Annotated in this window: 18 protein-coding genes, 1 pseudogene and 1 riboswitch; of the genes and pseudogenes, 13 read left to right on the top strand and 6 right to left on the bottom strand. The window is 65.1% G+C overall.

Annotation, left to right across the window (positions count from 1 at the left end; genetic code table 11):
- Position 1 precedes the first annotated feature (1 nt).
- The 5 genes from CAG34_RS05390 (at position 2) to CAG34_RS05370 (ending at position 3,980) form a co-directional block, all read left to right on the top strand.
- Entirely contained in the window at positions 2–475 is a 474-nt protein-coding gene (locus CAG34_RS05390; RefSeq protein WP_085588567.1) for a curlin, read from the top strand.
- 16 nt (positions 476–491) lie between these two features.
- Positions 492–1,937, top strand: coding sequence for a curlin (locus tag CAG34_RS05385; protein ID WP_085588565.1), 1,446 nt, complete (start codon positions 492–494; stop codon positions 1,935–1,937).
- A gap of 227 nt (positions 1,938–2,164) precedes the next feature.
- Complete coding sequence (alkB, locus tag CAG34_RS05380; RefSeq protein WP_085588747.1) at positions 2,165–2,812, top strand: DNA oxidative demethylase AlkB; 648 nt, start codon at positions 2,165–2,167, stop codon at positions 2,810–2,812.
- A 169-nt stretch (positions 2,813–2,981) separates the two neighbouring features.
- Entirely contained in the window at positions 2,982–3,269 is a 288-nt protein-coding gene (locus tag CAG34_RS05375) for a hypothetical protein (protein WP_025339295.1), read from the top strand.
- Positions 3,270–3,365: 96 nt separating this feature from the next.
- Entirely contained in the window at positions 3,366–3,980 is a 615-nt protein-coding gene (locus tag CAG34_RS05370; protein WP_085588563.1) for a Yip1 family protein, read from the top strand.
- A 19-nt stretch (positions 3,981–3,999) separates the two neighbouring features.
- Here the strand turns inward: CAG34_RS05370 and CAG34_RS05365 are convergent, their stop codons facing one another.
- The 5 genes from CAG34_RS05365 to CAG34_RS05345 form a co-directional block, all read right to left on the bottom strand.
- Positions 4,000–4,260 (bottom strand): DUF1652 domain-containing protein, encoded by a 261-nt coding sequence (locus CAG34_RS05365; protein WP_025339297.1) that lies wholly within the window; start codon positions 4,258–4,260, stop codon positions 4,000–4,002.
- A gap of 184 nt (positions 4,261–4,444) precedes the next feature.
- On the bottom strand, positions 4,445–5,374 hold the full coding sequence (locus CAG34_RS05360) for a DNA-3-methyladenine glycosylase (RefSeq protein ID WP_085588561.1): 930 nt from the start codon (positions 5,372–5,374) through the stop codon (positions 4,445–4,447).
- 154 nt (positions 5,375–5,528) lie between these two features.
- Complete coding sequence (locus tag CAG34_RS05355; RefSeq protein WP_025339299.1) at positions 5,529–6,416, bottom strand: pirin family protein; 888 nt, start codon at positions 6,414–6,416, stop codon at positions 5,529–5,531.
- Positions 6,417–6,512: 96 nt separating this feature from the next.
- Positions 6,513–7,385 carry an alpha/beta fold hydrolase gene (locus CAG34_RS05350; RefSeq protein WP_085588558.1) on the bottom strand — a complete coding sequence of 291 codons (873 nt, stop codon included), beginning with the start codon at positions 7,383–7,385 and terminating at the stop codon, positions 6,513–6,515.
- Between the two features lie 21 nt (positions 7,386–7,406).
- Positions 7,407–8,036 (bottom strand): LysE family translocator, encoded by a 630-nt coding sequence (locus tag CAG34_RS05345; protein ID WP_025339302.1) that lies wholly within the window; start codon positions 8,034–8,036, stop codon positions 7,407–7,409.
- Between the two features lie 125 nt (positions 8,037–8,161).
- Between CAG34_RS05345 and CAG34_RS05340 the strand changes: the two genes are divergently transcribed.
- The 8 genes from CAG34_RS05340 to CAG34_RS05305 all read left to right on the top strand — a co-directional run bounded on the left by CAG34_RS05340 (position 8,162) and on the right by CAG34_RS05305 (position 15,733).
- Complete coding sequence (locus tag CAG34_RS05340) at positions 8,162–8,641, top strand: GNAT family N-acetyltransferase (protein ID WP_085588556.1); 480 nt, start codon at positions 8,162–8,164, stop codon at positions 8,639–8,641.
- A 281-nt stretch (positions 8,642–8,922) separates the two neighbouring features.
- A riboswitch (cobalamin riboswitch) is annotated at positions 8,923–9,147 on the top strand.
- 92 nt (positions 9,148–9,239) lie between these two features.
- Positions 9,240–9,428 (top strand): CbtB domain-containing protein, encoded by a 189-nt coding sequence (locus CAG34_RS05335; protein WP_025339304.1) that lies wholly within the window; start codon positions 9,240–9,242, stop codon positions 9,426–9,428.
- Between the two features lie 9 nt (positions 9,429–9,437).
- On the top strand, positions 9,438–10,124 hold the full coding sequence (locus CAG34_RS05330; RefSeq protein ID WP_085588554.1) for a CbtA family protein: 687 nt from the start codon (positions 9,438–9,440) through the stop codon (positions 10,122–10,124).
- Entirely contained in the window at positions 10,124–10,510 is a 387-nt protein-coding gene (locus CAG34_RS05325) for a cobalamin biosynthesis protein (RefSeq protein ID WP_085588552.1), read from the top strand. The genes CAG34_RS05330 and CAG34_RS05325 overlap by 1 nt, the downstream gene beginning before the upstream one ends.
- Positions 10,511–10,542: 32 nt before the next feature.
- Positions 10,543–11,295 carry a precorrin-4 C(11)-methyltransferase gene (gene cobM, locus CAG34_RS05320; RefSeq protein WP_085588550.1) on the top strand — a complete coding sequence of 251 codons (753 nt, stop codon included), beginning with the start codon at positions 10,543–10,545 and terminating at the stop codon, positions 11,293–11,295.
- Between the two features lie 66 nt (positions 11,296–11,361).
- On the top strand, positions 11,362–11,604 hold the full coding sequence (locus CAG34_RS05315; RefSeq protein ID WP_085588548.1) for a DUF1272 domain-containing protein: 243 nt from the start codon (positions 11,362–11,364) through the stop codon (positions 11,602–11,604).
- Between the two features lie 231 nt (positions 11,605–11,835).
- The gene (locus tag CAG34_RS05310; protein WP_085588546.1) at positions 11,836–12,450 is read left to right on the top strand and encodes a response regulator transcription factor; all 615 of its coding nucleotides are present in this window, start codon (positions 11,836–11,838) and stop codon (positions 12,448–12,450) included.
- A 13-nt stretch (positions 12,451–12,463) separates the two neighbouring features.
- On the top strand, positions 12,464–15,733 hold the full coding sequence (locus CAG34_RS05305) for a transporter substrate-binding domain-containing protein (protein ID WP_085588544.1): 3,270 nt from the start codon (positions 12,464–12,466) through the stop codon (positions 15,731–15,733).
- Here CAG34_RS05305 and CAG34_RS29380 read toward each other — a convergent pair.
- Positions 15,708–16,133 (bottom strand): annotated as a pseudogene (locus CAG34_RS29380) (methyl-accepting chemotaxis protein); the annotation flags it as partial. The gene CAG34_RS05305 and the pseudogene CAG34_RS29380 sit on opposite strands and share 26 nt — an antisense overlap.
- Positions 16,134–16,181: the final 48 nt, after the last annotated feature.

The raw sequence follows: 16,181 nt of genomic DNA, 5'->3' as shown, positions 1-16,181 counted from the left end.
AATGAAACGCCTGTACCCCCTGCTGCTCGGCCTGGCCCTGGTGGGCCAGGCCTGCTGGGCCGAGGACCTGCTGGACAATGCCGACCTCGCGCCCGGCAACGACCTCGGCGACCCGGTGATCATCCGCCTGCTGCCGGCCGGCGCCGGCCAGGCTGCGGTGATCGAGCAGCAAGGCGCGGGCAACCGCGCCGCACTCGACCAGAACGGCCAGGCCCTGCTGGGCCGCATCGTCCAGGCCGGTGGCGCGCAGGAAGCGTACATCTTGCAGGAAGGTAGTGACCTGATGGCGATCATCAGCCAACAGGGAAATGGCAACAGCGCGTCGATCCGCCAGAGCGGCAGCAGCAACAGCGCGACCATCGAGCAGATCGGCAACGACAACAGCGCCAGCATCGTGCAGTCCGGCACTGGCCTCAACAGCTCCGTGACCCAGGCCGGCAATGGCCAGCACGTTCAGATCACCCAATACCGATAGACCTGGAGGCACCCCCATGTACAAGCTCGCTCCGTTAAGTGCCGCTATCGTCCTGGCCCTTGCAGGTCAGGCCATGGCTGCTGACAGCACCTCGTCCCAGACCCAGGACGGCAAGGAAAACATCGCCGAAGTCAGCCAGTCCCTGGCGCCATTCGCCTCGGCCACCCAGACCCAGACCGGCAAGGGCAACAACCACCTGGCGGTGCAATCCGAGAGCACCAGCGATATCCAGCAGAGCGCCAACGGCCAGTACAACGCCGGCTACGCCGACCAACTGTTCGAGAACGGCAGCCAGGTCACCCAGCACGCCAGCGGCAGCTACAACGATGCCTTCGTCAGCCAGTCGCTGGGCATGGGCAACCAGTCGCTGCAAACCCAGCAAGGCGCCGAAAACACCTCGACCGTGTGGCAGGACAGCCAGGAAGGCAGCAAGGCCACCACCTGGCAATCCGGCCAGCGCAACGAGGCCTTCATCGAGCAGACCTTTGGTGGCAGCAACAACAGCAGCATCATCAACCAGACCGGCCAGGACAACTACGCCGCCGCCGAGCACCTGAGCTACGTCGATGGCGATATCCAGGTCTACCAGGATGGCAAAGGCAACTGGGCGTATGGCGACCAGCGCGACGGCACCGGCGGCACCATCGGCATAGGCCAGTACGGTGGCGGCAACTCGGTGGAAGTGTGGCAGGACAATCAGACTGCCAGCCAGGCATCGGTAACCCAGTCCGGCCAGCTGAACGAAGGCTATATCGACCAGAGCTTCGGCATGAACAACAAGGTCAGCCTGTCGCAACAGGGCACGGCCAACGCCAGCTGGTCGGACCAGTTCGAGACCAACAACTCGACCACCACCATCACCCAGACCGGTAGCAACAACCTGCATTTCACCTACCAGAACGGTGAAAACCTCAACCTGACCATCAACACCAAGGGCAATGGCAACAGCGTCACTGCCAGCAACTGGAAAGGCGCCAAGATGGGCGGCCAGTTCGGTACCAACCAGAACGCCACCATCAACCAGAACGGCAATGGCAACGGCGCCAACCTGACCCAGAACGGTGACAACCAGCTGGCCACGCTGACCCAGAAAGGCACCGGCAACCAGATGGAGACCAAGCAGGCCGACATGAACAACGAGCTGTACTTCGAACAGAACGGCACTGACAACATCCTGATCGCCGACCAGCGTGGCACCGAAAACTATGCCTACGGCAACAGCCAGGGCACCGGCAACGTCATCAACCTGGACCAGTCCGGCTACAGCAACCAGAGCTACACCAACCAGCTGTACGGTGGCGGCAACGAAGCCACCATCAAGCAGGTTGACAGTTACAACGTCGCCTACGTGACCCAGGGAGGCCAGGGCAACAAGGCGTACGTCGACCAGAGCGGTGTCACCCAGACCGCGACCATCAGCCAGCTGGGCAGCGCGAACGTGGCCACCGTGACCCAGCAGTAGATCGCTCCCCCCTTGGACCGCGGTGCTCCTCTCCCTGGTGCCGCGGTTCCTTTTTATTCCTGTCAGAACCTCTTTTTCTTGCCGACCTGTTCGCGGGCACGCCCGCTCCCACAGGTGCTCCACCGCCGTCAGAGCCTGCGCCCCCCTGTGGGAGCGGGCATGCCCGCGAATAGGCCAAGCCTGCCAAGCGCATTACAATGGTCCACACCCCAACCGATGCCTGCCCCATGATCCAGTCCGACCTCGACCTGTTCGGCCCCCAGCCGCAACGCCTGGCCAGCCACACCGTGCTGCTGCCCGGCTTCGCCCTGGCCGAGATCGAGCCTCTGCTCGATGCCCTGCGCCCGGTGCTGCGTGCCGCGCCGTTCCGGCACATGCAAACCCCGGGCGGCCTGCGCATGGCGGTAGGGTTGACCAACTGCGGCACGCTGGGTTGGGTCAGTGACGAACACGGCTACCGCTACAGCCCCTGCGACCCGCTCAGCGGCAAACCCTGGCCCGCCCTGCCCCCCGTGTTGCTCGAGCTGGCCAACCGCGCCGCAGCCATGGCCGGGTTCGACGGCTTCGTGCCGGATGCCTGCCTGGTCAACCATTACCTGCCGGGCGCCCGCCTGAGCCTGCACCAGGACCGCGACGAGCAGGACTTCGGCCAACCGATCGTGTCGGTGTCGCTGGGCTTGCCGGCGGTGTTCCTGTTCGGTGGCCTGCAGCGCGCCGACAAAACCCAGCGCATCCCACTGAGCCATGGCGATGTGCTGGTCTGGGGTGGCGAGGACCGCTTGCGCTTTCACGGCGTGCTCCCGATCAAGCCCGGCGTGCATCCGCGCCTGGGTGAACGGCGGATCAACCTGACCTTGCGCAAGGCCGGTGGCTGAATCGGACCAACGGCCCGCCACCCGGCGCAAACAGGATGAACGCGCATGAAACACGTTGAACATCTTGGCCAGGCAAGCTTCAAACGATATGCCATGCCCTCTTCAGCCTGGAGCCCGCCATGCCCTGCCAGCCCTGTTCCCCAACCCCTCACAGCGGAGCCGCGCGCCCATGAAAATGCCCTGCCGCGCGCCCAACGCCTCACTGCAACTTGATTACGTACGCGACACCCTGTTCGGCCCGGTGGCACAAAGCGTGGAATGCCAGTGCCAACTCGCCGCCCTCAACCTGCAAGGCCGCCCGGGCCTGCGCCTGCACATCTGCCCGCCACTGCCCGACAAGGTCGACCGTGCCCACAGCGTGGCCTTCGTCTGGGACGGGCGCAGCTACCACGGTGTGGTCCGCGACCAGGGCAAGTGCGGTGATGGCGGCCTGAACCTGCTGCTGGAACTGCTGTAAGACGATCAACGGCGATCAACCCGGCTGAACCCACGGGGCGCGTCACATCTCCATAGCAAAAGGGCCCACGCCCGCCGGAGAACGCGGAGAACGCCAATGAACAGTCCGTTGCTCAAGCTCTTCACTCACCCCGCCGACGCCTGGCTGGATATTCGCCAGGCCGAGGAAGACCACCCGCAGCAATATCTGCCGCGCCTGCTGGCCCTGGCATTGATCCCCGCGGTGTGCCTGTTCGTCGGCACCACCACCTTCGGCTGGAGCCTGGCGGCCGAGGAACGGGTGCGCCTGAGCATGGCCAGCGCCGCGCAACTGGCTGGCCTGCTCTATGCCACCACGGTCGTCGGGGTGATGTTGATGGGCACGATGATCCGCTGGATGTCGCGCGGTTTCGATGCGCAGCCCAGCCTCAACCAGTGCATCGGCTTTGCCGCCTACTGCGCCACGCCATGGTTCTTTGCCGGGGTGGCCGGCCTGCTGCCGATCCGCTGGCTGGCGCTGGCGGCGCTGCTGGCTGCCTCGGCCTATGCCAGTGTGTTGCTGTATGGCGGGTTGCAGACCTTCCTGCGCCTGAAGAAGGAACAGGCCATGCTGTTCGCTACCTGCGTGTGGGGCGTGGGGTTGCTGCTGCTGGTGACCATCCTGGTGGCGATGATCCTGTTCTGGTTCAACGGCCTGATGCCGGAATATGTGCGCCCGGCCAGCCTGGGCTGACCGGGGCGCGGCAGGCGCCTCAGGCAATCGCCTTGAGTGGCGCCGGGTGGCTGTCACGCAGCGCGTGCAGCTGCCCCACCAGGTTGACCAAGTCGCGGCAACTGTTGAGGCTATGCAGGGGGACCCCGCTCAGGGTCACGCCCTCGTCGAGACTCTGGCCCTGACCCAGGCGGATGGTCAGGTTGGCGCCGTCCGTGCAGCTGACTTCGCAACGGTCGGGCAGGCAGGCCTGCTCGATCATCTGCCGCATTTCTAGCATCGAAACTCCTATCAACGACATGGTACGACCCTCTCTTTGGGATGGCCTGTTGTGTGAGTACGCCTTTGTCGGGCGAGGCGCCAATTGATATTGCGCATGCCGGGGCAGGCGTCCATGCGCCTGGGCAATGATCATGCGGGGAATCCTCTAGCACCTTAGTGGAAGATCACCTGCACAGTTCGAGTGTTCGAACGCAATGGCAGACTTAGCGACGAGCGGTGCCGGCAGGCCCCAGCGATGCCCACAGATGCTGCGCCGCATAGGCTCGCCACGGTCGCCAGGCCAGGGCTCGTTGCGCCAGTTGGGCGTCGTCGCCTTCGAGCAGGCGCAACGCCTTGACCAGCGCCACGTCGCCCAGCGGCAAGGCATCGGCCGCGCCGGCCTGGCGCAACGCCAGGTAGTGCGCGCTCCAGGGGCCGATCCCCTTGAGTTGGCACAGGTTGCGCAGCAGTTCATCCAGCACTTGCCCGCGGCGTAGCAGCCGGGGCTCGGCCAGCAAGGCACTGGCCAGCGTGCCCAGGGTGGCGGCGCGCGCCCGCGGCATGCCCATATCCTCGAACTGGGCAGCCGCCAATACCGGCAGCGCCGGAAACACGTGGCTCAGGCCCGGTGCGGGCCAGCGCAGGGGCACGCCGTGGCGTTGCACCAGGCGGCCGGCCAGGGTCATGGCCCCGGCCACACTGACCTGCTGGCCCAGCACAGTGCGCATGGCCTGCTCGCAGGCGTCCCAGCCTTGTGGCACGCGCAGGCCTGGGCGCTCCTGTAGCAGGCGGGCCATCAGCGGATCGCGGGACAGTTCGGCATTGATGCGCGCGGGGTCGGCATCAAGGTCGAAGACCCGCCTCAGCCTGGCGGTCAGGCCGGGTAGCGCGTGGGCCGGGACGCCCTCAAGGCGGACCCGCAGGTACTGGCTACCCGAAGGTGTGGCGTGCAAGACGGCGTGGCGGCCGGCAATTACCAGGGTACGGCGGTAGGTGCCGTCGAGGCAGGTCTCGATGCCGGGGATGCAGCGGGCAGCGAGGAAGGCCAGGGTCGAGGGCCAGTGGTAAGGGGCGCGGTAGCGCAGCCACAAGGTGTGGTGGCCGGGGGTGGGCAATGATCGGCGCACGGCGTGCAAGGGGGTGAGCTTGGGCATGGCTGCATCATGCCAGCAAATGTAATACCTGTACCGGCCCTATCGCCGGCAAGCCAGCTCCCACAGGTACAGCGACAATCTCGAGAGCATCGCTGTACCTGTGGGAGCTGGCTTGCCGGCGATAGGGCCGGACAAGCCATTCAATCAACCAGGATCAATGCGCCGCACCGTCCCGTGCATCCTGCATCTGCCCGAACCGCCCGGCATGGAAATCGTCGAACGACTCGGCAATTTCTGCCTGACTGTTCATCACGAACGGGCCATAGCCCACGATCGGCTCGTCGATCGGCTCACCGCTGAGCAGCAGCAGGCTGGCACCTTCCAGCGCTTCGACGGCAACATCCTCACCGCCGCGGTCAAGCAACACCAGGCTGGATGGGCCGGCTTCGCGCTCGCCGTTGATCCGCACATTGCCGCGCAACACCACCAGCGCCGCATTGCGCCCGGCGGCAACCGGCAGCTGCAAGGTTGCACCGGCATTCAGGCGCATGTCCCAGACATCCATGGCGGTAAAGGTTCGCGCCGGCCCCGAATGCCCACGATATTCACCTGCAATCACCCGCAGGCTGCCGCCCTCGCCGTCCAGCGCCACCACCGGGATGTCCTCGGCCAGCAGCGTCTGGTAGCCAGCCGCTGCGCGCTTGTCGCGTGCCGGCAGGTTGACCCACAGCTGTACCATCTCCAGCGTACCGCCAGTGCGGGCGAAGCCTGGGGAGTGGAACTCTTCATGGATGATGCCGTTGGCAGCAGTCATCCACTGCACGTCACCGGGGCCGATCAAGCCGCCAGCGCCGGTAGAGTCGCGGTGCTCCAGTTCGCCCTGGTAAACGATGGTCACGGTCTCGAAGCCGCGGTGCGGGTGCTGGCCAACGCCGCGCCGCGCACTGGTCGGGGTGAAGTCATGAGGGCCGGCATAGTCCAGCAGCAGGAACGGGCTGATCTTGCTGGCCAGGTTGTCGTAGGTGAACAGGCTGCGCACCGGGAAACCATCACCTACCCAGTGGGCGTGGGGGCTGCGGTGAATACCCAGAATCGTTTTCATGAGAAGGCTCCTCTCTTGGTTGAGATAACCTTATCAATGATGCCAATCAGGCGGTAGCAGGCTTGTTTGGCATTCATCGTTCCACCCATGGAACAGTCAGCCTTGCAAGAAACCGAGCACCTGTTCGGCAGCAATGACCGGGTCTTCCTGCATGAAACAATGCCCACCTGCAACTTGCCTGGCGGTCACCTGAGGGTTGAGCGCCGCCAGGCGGTTCACCGAATGGGGCACGAAGGGGTAGGTGTGCTCGCCGTACAGCACCCGCGTGGGCGTGCGGATCGCCGTCAGGCTTGCCCACATGCGCTTGGGGAAGGAACTGAAGATTTCCACTTCGCGGCTGGGCCGGCACTTGAGCACCACCGCTTCGCCACAGTCGCCGATGGCATGCTCGACGTAGGCCCGCAGCGCCGCATCGGTCCACCCCTTGAAGGTACCCCGCCCATGCAGCGAAGCCAGGGCTGCCTCGCGGTCGGGCCAGTGGCTGCGGCGGCTGGCGGCCTTGCGCGCCAAGGCGTGACGCTGATGCAAGCCGACCAGGGCCGCCACCCCCATAACACCCAGCATGCGCCGGCTGAACAGTACCGGGTCAAGCAGCACGGCACGCGTGAACAGTTGCGGTTCACTGGCCAGGATCAGGCCGGTGAGCACGCCACCGAAGCTGTGCCCGACGGCAAAGCGCGGTACGTCACCATACTCGCCCCGCCCGGCTGCGAAAGCCTCCACCGCCAACGCAGCGGTGCGGTTCCAGCCACGAAACACCCCGCCATGGTCGCTGTCACCATGGCCCTGGACATCACTGAGCCACAGGTCGAAATGTTCGCCCAGGCGCATCAGCAATGGCTGGTAGGCAAGGCAGCAGAAGCCGTTGCCGTGCAGAAAATGCAGCAGCGGCTTGCCACTGGCCGGGGTTCGCCAGCCACGCAGGGTGAAGCCTTCGGCGCATTCGTGGGACCAGGGGATCAACTGCATCGGCTTGCTGTACTCGCGGGGTCAGGAAAACGCTGATTCTACAAACAGCAGCGGGTACAGTGAAATCACCAGCAACAAGGCCATCAGGACATTGAACAGCATCAGCCAGCGCGGGTTCTGCAACAGGTTGCGCAGGGCGCTGCCGAACATCACCCACACCCCCACGCTGGGCAGGTTGACCAGGGCAAACAAGGCGGCGATGACAATGACGTTGGTCACATAGCCTTGCGCCGGCGTGTAGGTGGTGATTGCACCGACTGCCATCACCCAGGCCTTGGGGTTGACCCACTGGAACGCCGCCGCTCCCCAGAAGCCCAGCGGTTTGCGGGCACTGGACGAGGCTGTGCCGACCGGCCCGGAGGTGGCGATCTTCCAGGCGAGGTAAAGCAGGTAGGCGGCGCCGGTGTAGCGCAGTACCGTGTACAGCGGCGGCCAGGCCTTGAACACCTCGCCCAGGCCCAGGCCAACGGCCAGTACCATTACCATGAAACCGACGCTGATGCCCATGGCGTGCGGGATGGAGCGGCGCACACCGAAGTTGACGCCCGAGGCCAGCAGCATGGTGTTGTTGGGGCCAGGGGTGATGGAGGACACGAAGGCAAACAGCACGAAGGCGGTGAGCAGGTCGGCAGAGGCAAGCATGGCAGGCATTCCACATTCTTTATGGGTGCTGTCACACTAACGGAGTCGCCCTCCTCTGCGACCGATACAGTTTCACTAAATTGTGTAGATACACATCGCTGTACCGCAACCACCAGACCAAGGAAGCCGTCACCATGAGCCTTACCATTCGCCCTGCCGTTCGCGCCGATGCCGAGCAGATCCTGGCCTTCATCACCGAACTGGCCGAGTACGAACGCGCTCGCCACGAGGTGATCGCGAGCGTTGCCGATATCGAGCGCAGCCTTTTTGGCGAGGGCAGCACCGTGCACAGCCTGATTTGCGAGCGCGATGGCCGGGCAATCGGCTTTGCCGTGTATTTCTACAGCTACTCGACCTGGCTCGGGCGCAACGGCATCTACCTGGAAGACCTGTACATAACGCCCGAGCAGCGCGGCGACGGTGCCGGGCGGCAATTGCTGCAGCATATTGCCCGCGAAGCGGTGGCGAATGATTGCGGGCGGCTGGAATGGAGCGTGCTGGACTGGAACGAGCCCGCGATCGGCTTCTATCAGAAGCTCGGGGCTGAAGCGCAGGATGAGTGGGTGCGCTACCGGCTGGATGGGGAGAAGCTGGCAGCGTTTGCCCGAGGCTGACCGGGAGCGCTTCGCAATCCCTGTGGGAGCGGCCTTGTGTCGCGAAAGGGCTGCAAAGCAGCCCCAGCAATTTCAACTGTCACGCATCAATCCTGGGGCCGCTTTGCGGCCCTTTCGCGACACAAGGCCGCTCCCACAAGTACAGCGACAACCTCGAGAGCAACGCTGTACCTGTGTAGGCTTTAGCCGCGAATACTGGCGCAGCCGGTGCCATGAACAGAGTACCCGAGGCGACGGCAAACTCGATTCTGGCAATTGACGGCAGCCCCGCCCCATGGTCTCCTTATGCCTCGCGTTCAGGTGCCCCCGATGGGGGTGAAACGGGAAACCGGTGCGTCACAGGCCCTCCAGCAGGGCCGGACAAGGCCGGTGCTGCCCCCGCAACGGTAAGCGAGCGAAGCGTCTGTACCACTGTGCCCGGTCACCCGGCATGGGAAGGTGACGCCTTCCAGGAGCCTGGCTCCTCCTCGCAAGCCCGGAGACCGGCCTGGCGTTCATGAACACCCCGCGGTGGGCGGGCGCTGTTGCATTCCCCTGGGCTGCCACGCTCGGGGCTGCCGCGCTTGCCCGTTGCCCACAAAAAGCAGAGGAACGCGTCATGCCCGTCACCAGCGCCAAGCAACACAGCATCACCACCCCCGTCACCCTCAGCCAGCGTGTCGTCATCGCCGTCGGCGCCAGCCTGCTGGGCCTGTGCCTGGTTTACTTCGCCGGCTTCTCGCACATCGAGGCCGTGCACAACGCCGCCCACGACACCCGCCACAGCGCCGCCTTCCCCTGCCACTGAGTACGCCCGATGATCACACGCATTGCCCGTACCGCGGGCTTCAGCGGGTTGCTGGCGGCCTTGCTGCTGACCTTGCTGCAAAGCTTCTGGGTCGCCCCGCTGATCCTCGAGGCAGAAACCTACGAAGCCTCGGCTCCGGTCGCCCAGCACGAGCATGCCGGCGAAGTGGCCGCCCATGAACACAGCGCCGAAGCCTGGTCACCGGAAGACGGCTGGCAGCGGGTGCTGTCCACCACTGGCGGCAACCTGGTGGTCGCGGTCGGCTTCGCCCTGATCCTCACCGCCCTGTACAGCCTGCGCGAACCCAAGCGTGCCGGCACCGGCGCACTGTGGGGCCTGGCCGGCTTCGCCGTGTTTTGCCTGGCCCCGACCCTGGGCCTGCCGCCGGAACTGCCAGGTACTGCAGCCGCCGACCTGGGACAACGCCAGGCCTGGTGGATCGGCACCGCCAGCGCCACCGCGCTGGGCCTTGCCCTGCTGGTGTTCGCCCGCCACTGGTTGCTGAAGGCGCTGGGCGCCGTGCTGCTGGTCATTCCCCATGTGATCGGTGCGCCGCAACCCGAGGTGCACGAGAGCCTGGCCCCCGCCGCACTGGAAACCCAGTTCAAAGTGGCCTCCTGGCTGACCAACGCCGCCTTCTGGCTGGCCCTGGGCCTGCTCAGCGCCTGGCTGTTCCGGCGCTCCAGCCAGGCCTGATGCCTGCCTTTTACGCCGGCTTCGGCTGCCGCCGGGGTTGCCCGGCGGACACGCTGGAAACCTTGCTACGCCAGGCCTTGGCCAACCAGAGCCTGGCGTTGGCCGACCTGCACGGTATCGCCAGCATCAGCCTGAAGGCCGACGAACCCGGCTTGCAGCAACTGGCCGAACGCCTCGGCGTGCCCTTGGTGTTGTACGATACCGCGCAGTTGCAACCCTACGAACTCCAGCTCAGCCACCGCTCCGCCGCTGCCCATGCCCACTGCGGCTGCTGGGGCGTGGCGGAGAGCGCGGCACTGGCCCTGGCCAGCCAGCGGCTCGGCGCGGCCAGGTTGCTGCTGACGCGCCAGGTACTGGGCCCGGCTACCCTCGCCCTGGCCTGTTGAACGTTTCCCCCTCTTTCCTGCAAGGACTTTCCATGACGGTCTACTTCATCGGCGCCGGCCCCGGCGACCCGGAACTGATCACAATCAAGGGCCAACGGCTGATCCGCCAGTGCCCGGTGATCATCTATGCCGGTTCGCTGGTGCCGGCCGCCGTGCTCGAGGGGCACCAGGCCGAGACCGTGATCAACAGCGCCGAACTGCACCTGGAGCAGATCATTGCCGCCATGCGCAGTGCGCATGAGCAAGGCCAGGATGTGGCCCGGGTACACAGTGGCGATCCCAGCCTGTACGGCGCCATCGGCGAGCAGATCCGCCATCTGCAGGCGCTGGGCATCGATTACCAGATCATTCCCGGGGTCACCGCCACGGCGGCCAGCGCCGCCCTGCTCGGCTGCGAACTGACCCTGCCCCAGGTAGCGCAGACCGTTATCCTTACCCGCTATGGCGACAGTTCGCCGATGCCGCCCGGCGAGCAACTTGGCGACCTGGCGCGCCATGGCAGCACCCTGGCGATCCACCTGGGGGTGAAGCACCTGTCGCGTATCGTCGAAGAACTGCTGCCGCACTACGGCGCGCACTGCCCGGTGGCGGTGGTGCATCGCGCCACCTGGCCGGATCAGGACTGGGTGCGCGGCACCCTCGGCGATATCGTCGAACGCGTCGCGGCCAAGGGCTTCCGACGCACGGCGCTGATCCTGGTGGGCCATGTTCTGGGCGACACACCGTTTGCCGAATCGGCCTTGTACCGCGCCGGGCACGCCCACCTGTATCGCCCTGGCGACTGAGCATTGCCAGGTTCGCCACGGGCGTAGCAGACTCCGGTTTCCCGCCTGCAAACAGGAGTCATGCCCATGCTGGACCTACGCCCAAACTGCGAGTGCTGCGATACCGACCTGCCGGGTGACAGCCCCGATGCGCTGATCTGCTCCTTCGAATGCACCTTCTGCCGTACCTGCGCCGAAACCCGTTTCCAGGGCCGCTGCCCGAACTGCACCGGCCAGTTGGTGGCACGCCCGACACGGGTCGGCCAGTCGCTGGCCAACAACCCCGCCTCGACCCAGCGCGTGAGCAAAGCACACTCCGCCTGCGCGTGATCTACTTCAAAACATTCAAAAAAACAGACATCGTTGCTTTGTCAGGGTGATGTCTTTCCCACTTTTTGTAGGACTTTTCAACAACTAGCCCGGGGACTTTCAACACTTCTATACTCGGCATTACCAAATTTCGGGAATGGTCGTATCGTGCAGCGCTTCCGATAACCCTACTTGCAGACGTATTCCTGAGTGATCCAGGAAGCGGACCACATCCTGACAGGAGTTTTCTTCATGACTACCGTGCTGATCGTCGACGACCACCCCATAGTGCGACTGTCCTTGAAAATGTTGCTCGAACGCGAGCGCTTCCAGGTCGTCGGCGAAGTCGGCGATGGCAGTGAAGTCACTCAGGTGGTCCGCACACTGCGCCCGAACGTGGTCATCCTTGACATCGGGCTTCCGGGCCTGGACGGCATGGAAGTCATCAAGCGCCTCCAAAGCCTGGAACCGGCCCCCAAGATCATGGTACTGACCGGCCAGGCCACCGACCTGTATGTACGGCGCTGCCTGGATGCCGGCATCGGAGCCTTCGTCACCAAGGACGAGGACCACGAGGCCTTGCTGTTCGCCCTGAAGGCCTTGGTCAAAGGCTACTCGACCTTCCCGCAGATGTCGGTCAACAGCAACTCGCTGGAAAGCGAGCCGGTGCGCCTGGCGAGCCTGTCCAACCGGGAAATGGAAGTGCTCAGGCGCCTGTCACGCGGCGAGAACAACAAGAATATCGGCACCTGCATGAACCTCAGTGCCAAGACCATCAGCACCTACCGGGGCCGCATCATGGAGAAGCTCAAGACCGAATCGCTGGTTGAGATGGTCGACCTGGCCAAGCGCAACAGCGTCTATTGAGCGCTCAGTGGCAATGAAGCCCCTGCTGGCAAGCGCCCTTCTGGTCATCGGCCTGGCCAATTCCGGCGCGCTGCTGGCCAACAGCGAACCCCGCCAGTTGCTGGCACGCTCGGTCAGCGCCGCCGCCCCGCTGGCGCTGTCCAGCGAAGAGCGGCAATGGCTCCAGCAACGCCAGCACCTGGTGCTTGGCAGCTCGCGGCCCGACTACCCACCGCTGGAAATCAATGTCAGCCAGCGCGACTATGAAGGCCTCAGCGCCGATTACGCTGGCATCATCGCTGAACAGCTGGGCACCACCATCGAAGTACGACGCTACGACAGCCGCCACGAAGCCATCGCTGCGCTACGCGACGGCCGTATCGACCTGCTGGGCAGCTCCAACGCCTTCGAGGCAGTGGATGCCCAGCTCAGCCTCAGTGCGAGCTACGCCGACGACCTGCCGGTCATCGTCACCCGCGAGGGGCACAGCTTGAAGAGCACCCCCGACCTCGCCGGCCTGCGCCTGGCCATGGTCGATCATTACCTGCCGGCCAGCAGCGTCCGCAGCCTGTACCCCAAGGCGCAACTGAGCCTGTATCGCTCGACCCTGGCCGGGCTGGCCGCCGTCGAACTGGGCGAGGCCGACGCCTACCTGGGCGATGCCATCAGTACCGACTTCGCGATTGGCAAGAGTTACCAGGGCACACTGAAGATCGACCACTTCTGCCAGGTTGCCCCCGGGGCGTTTGCCTTTGCCCTGGCCAATGACAACCCGCGTCTGCGCCAGTTGGTCGACAAGGCGCTGGCGCGCATCAGCGAAAGCGAACGCCTGAACATCCTGCGCCGCTGGAGCAGTGGCAACACCAGCCTGCTGCTGCAACGCCACCTCACCGCCCTGACCGCCGAAGAAGAAGCCTGGATCGCCGCCAACCCCAGCATCAGCGTGCTGGTCAACACATCGCTGGCACCACTGACCTTCAATGACGCCCAGCACCGCCCCAGCGGCATTACCCTCGACCTGCTCAAGCAGATCTCGCTGCGCACAGGGCTGCATTTCAAGCCGGTCGAAAGCCCGTCGGCGCAGGCAATGGTCGAGCGCCTGGCGCGCGGTGATGCGCAGATGATCGGCGCATTGGGCTATAGCGCGGACCGTTCGAAACAACTGCGCTATACCCGCCCCTACCTGGTCAGCCCGCGGGTGCTGGTCACCCGTGGCGACAATGCATTACCGGCGCAGGCCATGGCGCTTGATGGCCTGCGCATCGCCCTGGTGCGCGGCTCGCCGCAACGGGCCGTGCTGCAACAACGCTACCCGCAGGCCAGGATGGTCGAAGTGGACAACCCGCTCGGCCTGATGGAAGCCGTGGCCAACGGTGCCGCCGACGTTGCCTTGAGCAGCCATATCAATGCCGCCTACTACATCAGCCATGTGTTCAAGGACCGCCTGCGCATTGCCAGCGTGCTCGACGACGACCCGGCCATCGCCGCCTTCGCCGTGGCCGCCGACCAGCCGCAGCTGCAGGCAATCCTCGACAAGGCGCTGCTGAGCATTCCACCCGAAGAGCTGGACCAGTTGATCAACCGCTGGCGCACCACCACCCTGGTGAGTGACAGCCCTTGGCGCGACTACCGCACCCTGGCCTTGCAGGTGCTGGTGCTGTCGGCCTTGCTGCTGGCCGGGGTGGTGTTCTGGAACAGCTACCTGCGCAAACTGATCAACCAGCGCACCGAGGCCCAGCATGCACTGCAAGCGCAGCTGGCGCTCAGCCGCGGCCTGCTCGAGCAACTGCGCCAGGCCAAGGACGACGCCGAACAGGCCAGCCAGACCAAAAGCACCTTCCTGGCCACCATGAGCCATGAAATCCGTACCCCGATGAATGCCGTGATCGGCCTGCTGGAGTTGGCCCTGGAAGACAGCCGCGGCGGCCGTTGCGACACCCAGACCTTGCAGACCGCCCACGATTCGGCCATCGGCCTGCTTGAGCTGATTGGCGATATTCTCGACATTTCCCGCATCGAATCCGGGCACATCACCCTGCAGCCGGTGCCCACCAACCTGGTCGAACTGGTACGCGCCACCGTACGGGTGTTCGAAGGCAATGCACGGGCCAAAGGCCTGCACTTGCACAGCGAGCTGCCCGCTGCGCCGGCCTGGGTACTGGCTGATCCGCTGCGCCTCAAACAGGTCTTGTCCAACCTGATCAGCAACGCCATCAAGTTCACCGACCGCGGCGAAGTCCAGGCCAGCCTGCTGCTCTCGCCCGCCAACAATGACAGCCTGGCAGTGGAACTGAATGTGCGAGACACCGGTATCGGCATCGGCCCAGCCGACCAGGCCCGGTTGTTCAATGCCTTCGTCCAGGCCGATGGCCCCCGGGCACGCCAGGGTGCCGGCCTGGGGCTGGTCATCAGCCGCACCCTGGCCGAGTTGATGGGCGGCACCTTGAGCCTGCAGAGCGTCGAAGGCGTAGGTACCAAGGTGCAGGTCTGCGTGCGGCTGCCCGCGTGCGCAGCACCGGTCCAGGTCGAACAGCACGCCCCGGAGCTGGAAAGCAGCAGCGGCCCGCTGAACATACTGGTGGTCGACGACTACCCCGCCAACCTGCTGCTGCTGGAGCGGCAACTGCATACCCTGGGGCATCGGGTCACGCTGGCGGAGAACGGGGAAATCGCGCTGGCACGCTGGCAGGCAGCGCGCTTCGACTTGGTGATCACCGACTGCAGCATGCCGGTCATGGACGGCCACGAACTGACCCGCCGCATCCGCAGCCTCGAGGGCGAACGCGGCCTGGCGGCATGCCGCATTCTCGGCGTCACCGCCAACGCCCAGGCCGAGGAGCGTGCCCGCTGCCTGGCCAGCGGCATGGACGAATGCCTGTTCAAACCCATTGGCCTGCGTACGCTCAAGGCCCACCTGCCCCACGCTCACCCCCGGCAACAGCCGCCAGCGCGGGCCGCCAGCGGGTTCAACCTTGGCGAACTACGGCACCTGACCCAGGACGACGAACAACTGACGCGGAATTTGCTGGAACAGCTGGCACAAAGCGTCAGCGAAGACCTTGCGACCTTGCGCGCACTGGCAGCAGATGCCCCCGGCGAGGCTGTGCGTGCCCTGGCTCACAGGATCAAGGGCGGGGCGAAGATGCTCAAGGTACGCACGCTGGTCCACGATTGCGAAGCCATCGAACAGGCCCAAGGCCAAGGCCTGCCGACGACTGACCTGCGCCTGCAATTGCAGGCCAGCCTGGAGACCCTGCTGGACGAGTTGGGCGATGCGCTCAATGCAATTGCAGCGTCGAACTGATCTGGCTGATGGCGTTTACCACGTGCCGTGACCCCTGCTGGATTTCCATGATCACCGTGCCGGCCTCGTTGGCCAGCGCCACGCCATGATCGGTGCGTTTCAGGCTCGACTGCATGCTGGCTACGGCCAACAGCGACAGGTCGTGGTTCTGCCGCACCACGTCGACGATTTCCACGGTGGCCTTGCTGGTTCGCGCCGCCAGGCTGCGCACCTCGTCGGCCACCACGGCAAAACCGCGCCCGTGCTCGCCGGCGCGGGCCGCCTCGATGGCTGCGTTCAAAGCCAACAGGTTGGTCTGGTCGGCAATGCCACGGATGGTCAGCACTATCTGCCCGATTACATCCGACTGCTTGCTCACCGCATCGATACTGCGTGCCGCGTCGTTGAGTTCATGGGAAATCTGCTCGATCACCTGTACCGCCTGCTGTACCACCTCGGTGCCCTTGCG

It is taken from the genome of Pseudomonas sp. B14(2017), assembly GCF_002113255.1.
Taxonomy (GTDB): domain Bacteria; phylum Pseudomonadota; class Gammaproteobacteria; order Pseudomonadales; family Pseudomonadaceae; genus Aquipseudomonas; species Aquipseudomonas putida_Z.
The sequence above is the reverse complement of the archived record's forward strand: the minus strand, read 5'-3'. Positions and strand labels throughout refer to the sequence as shown.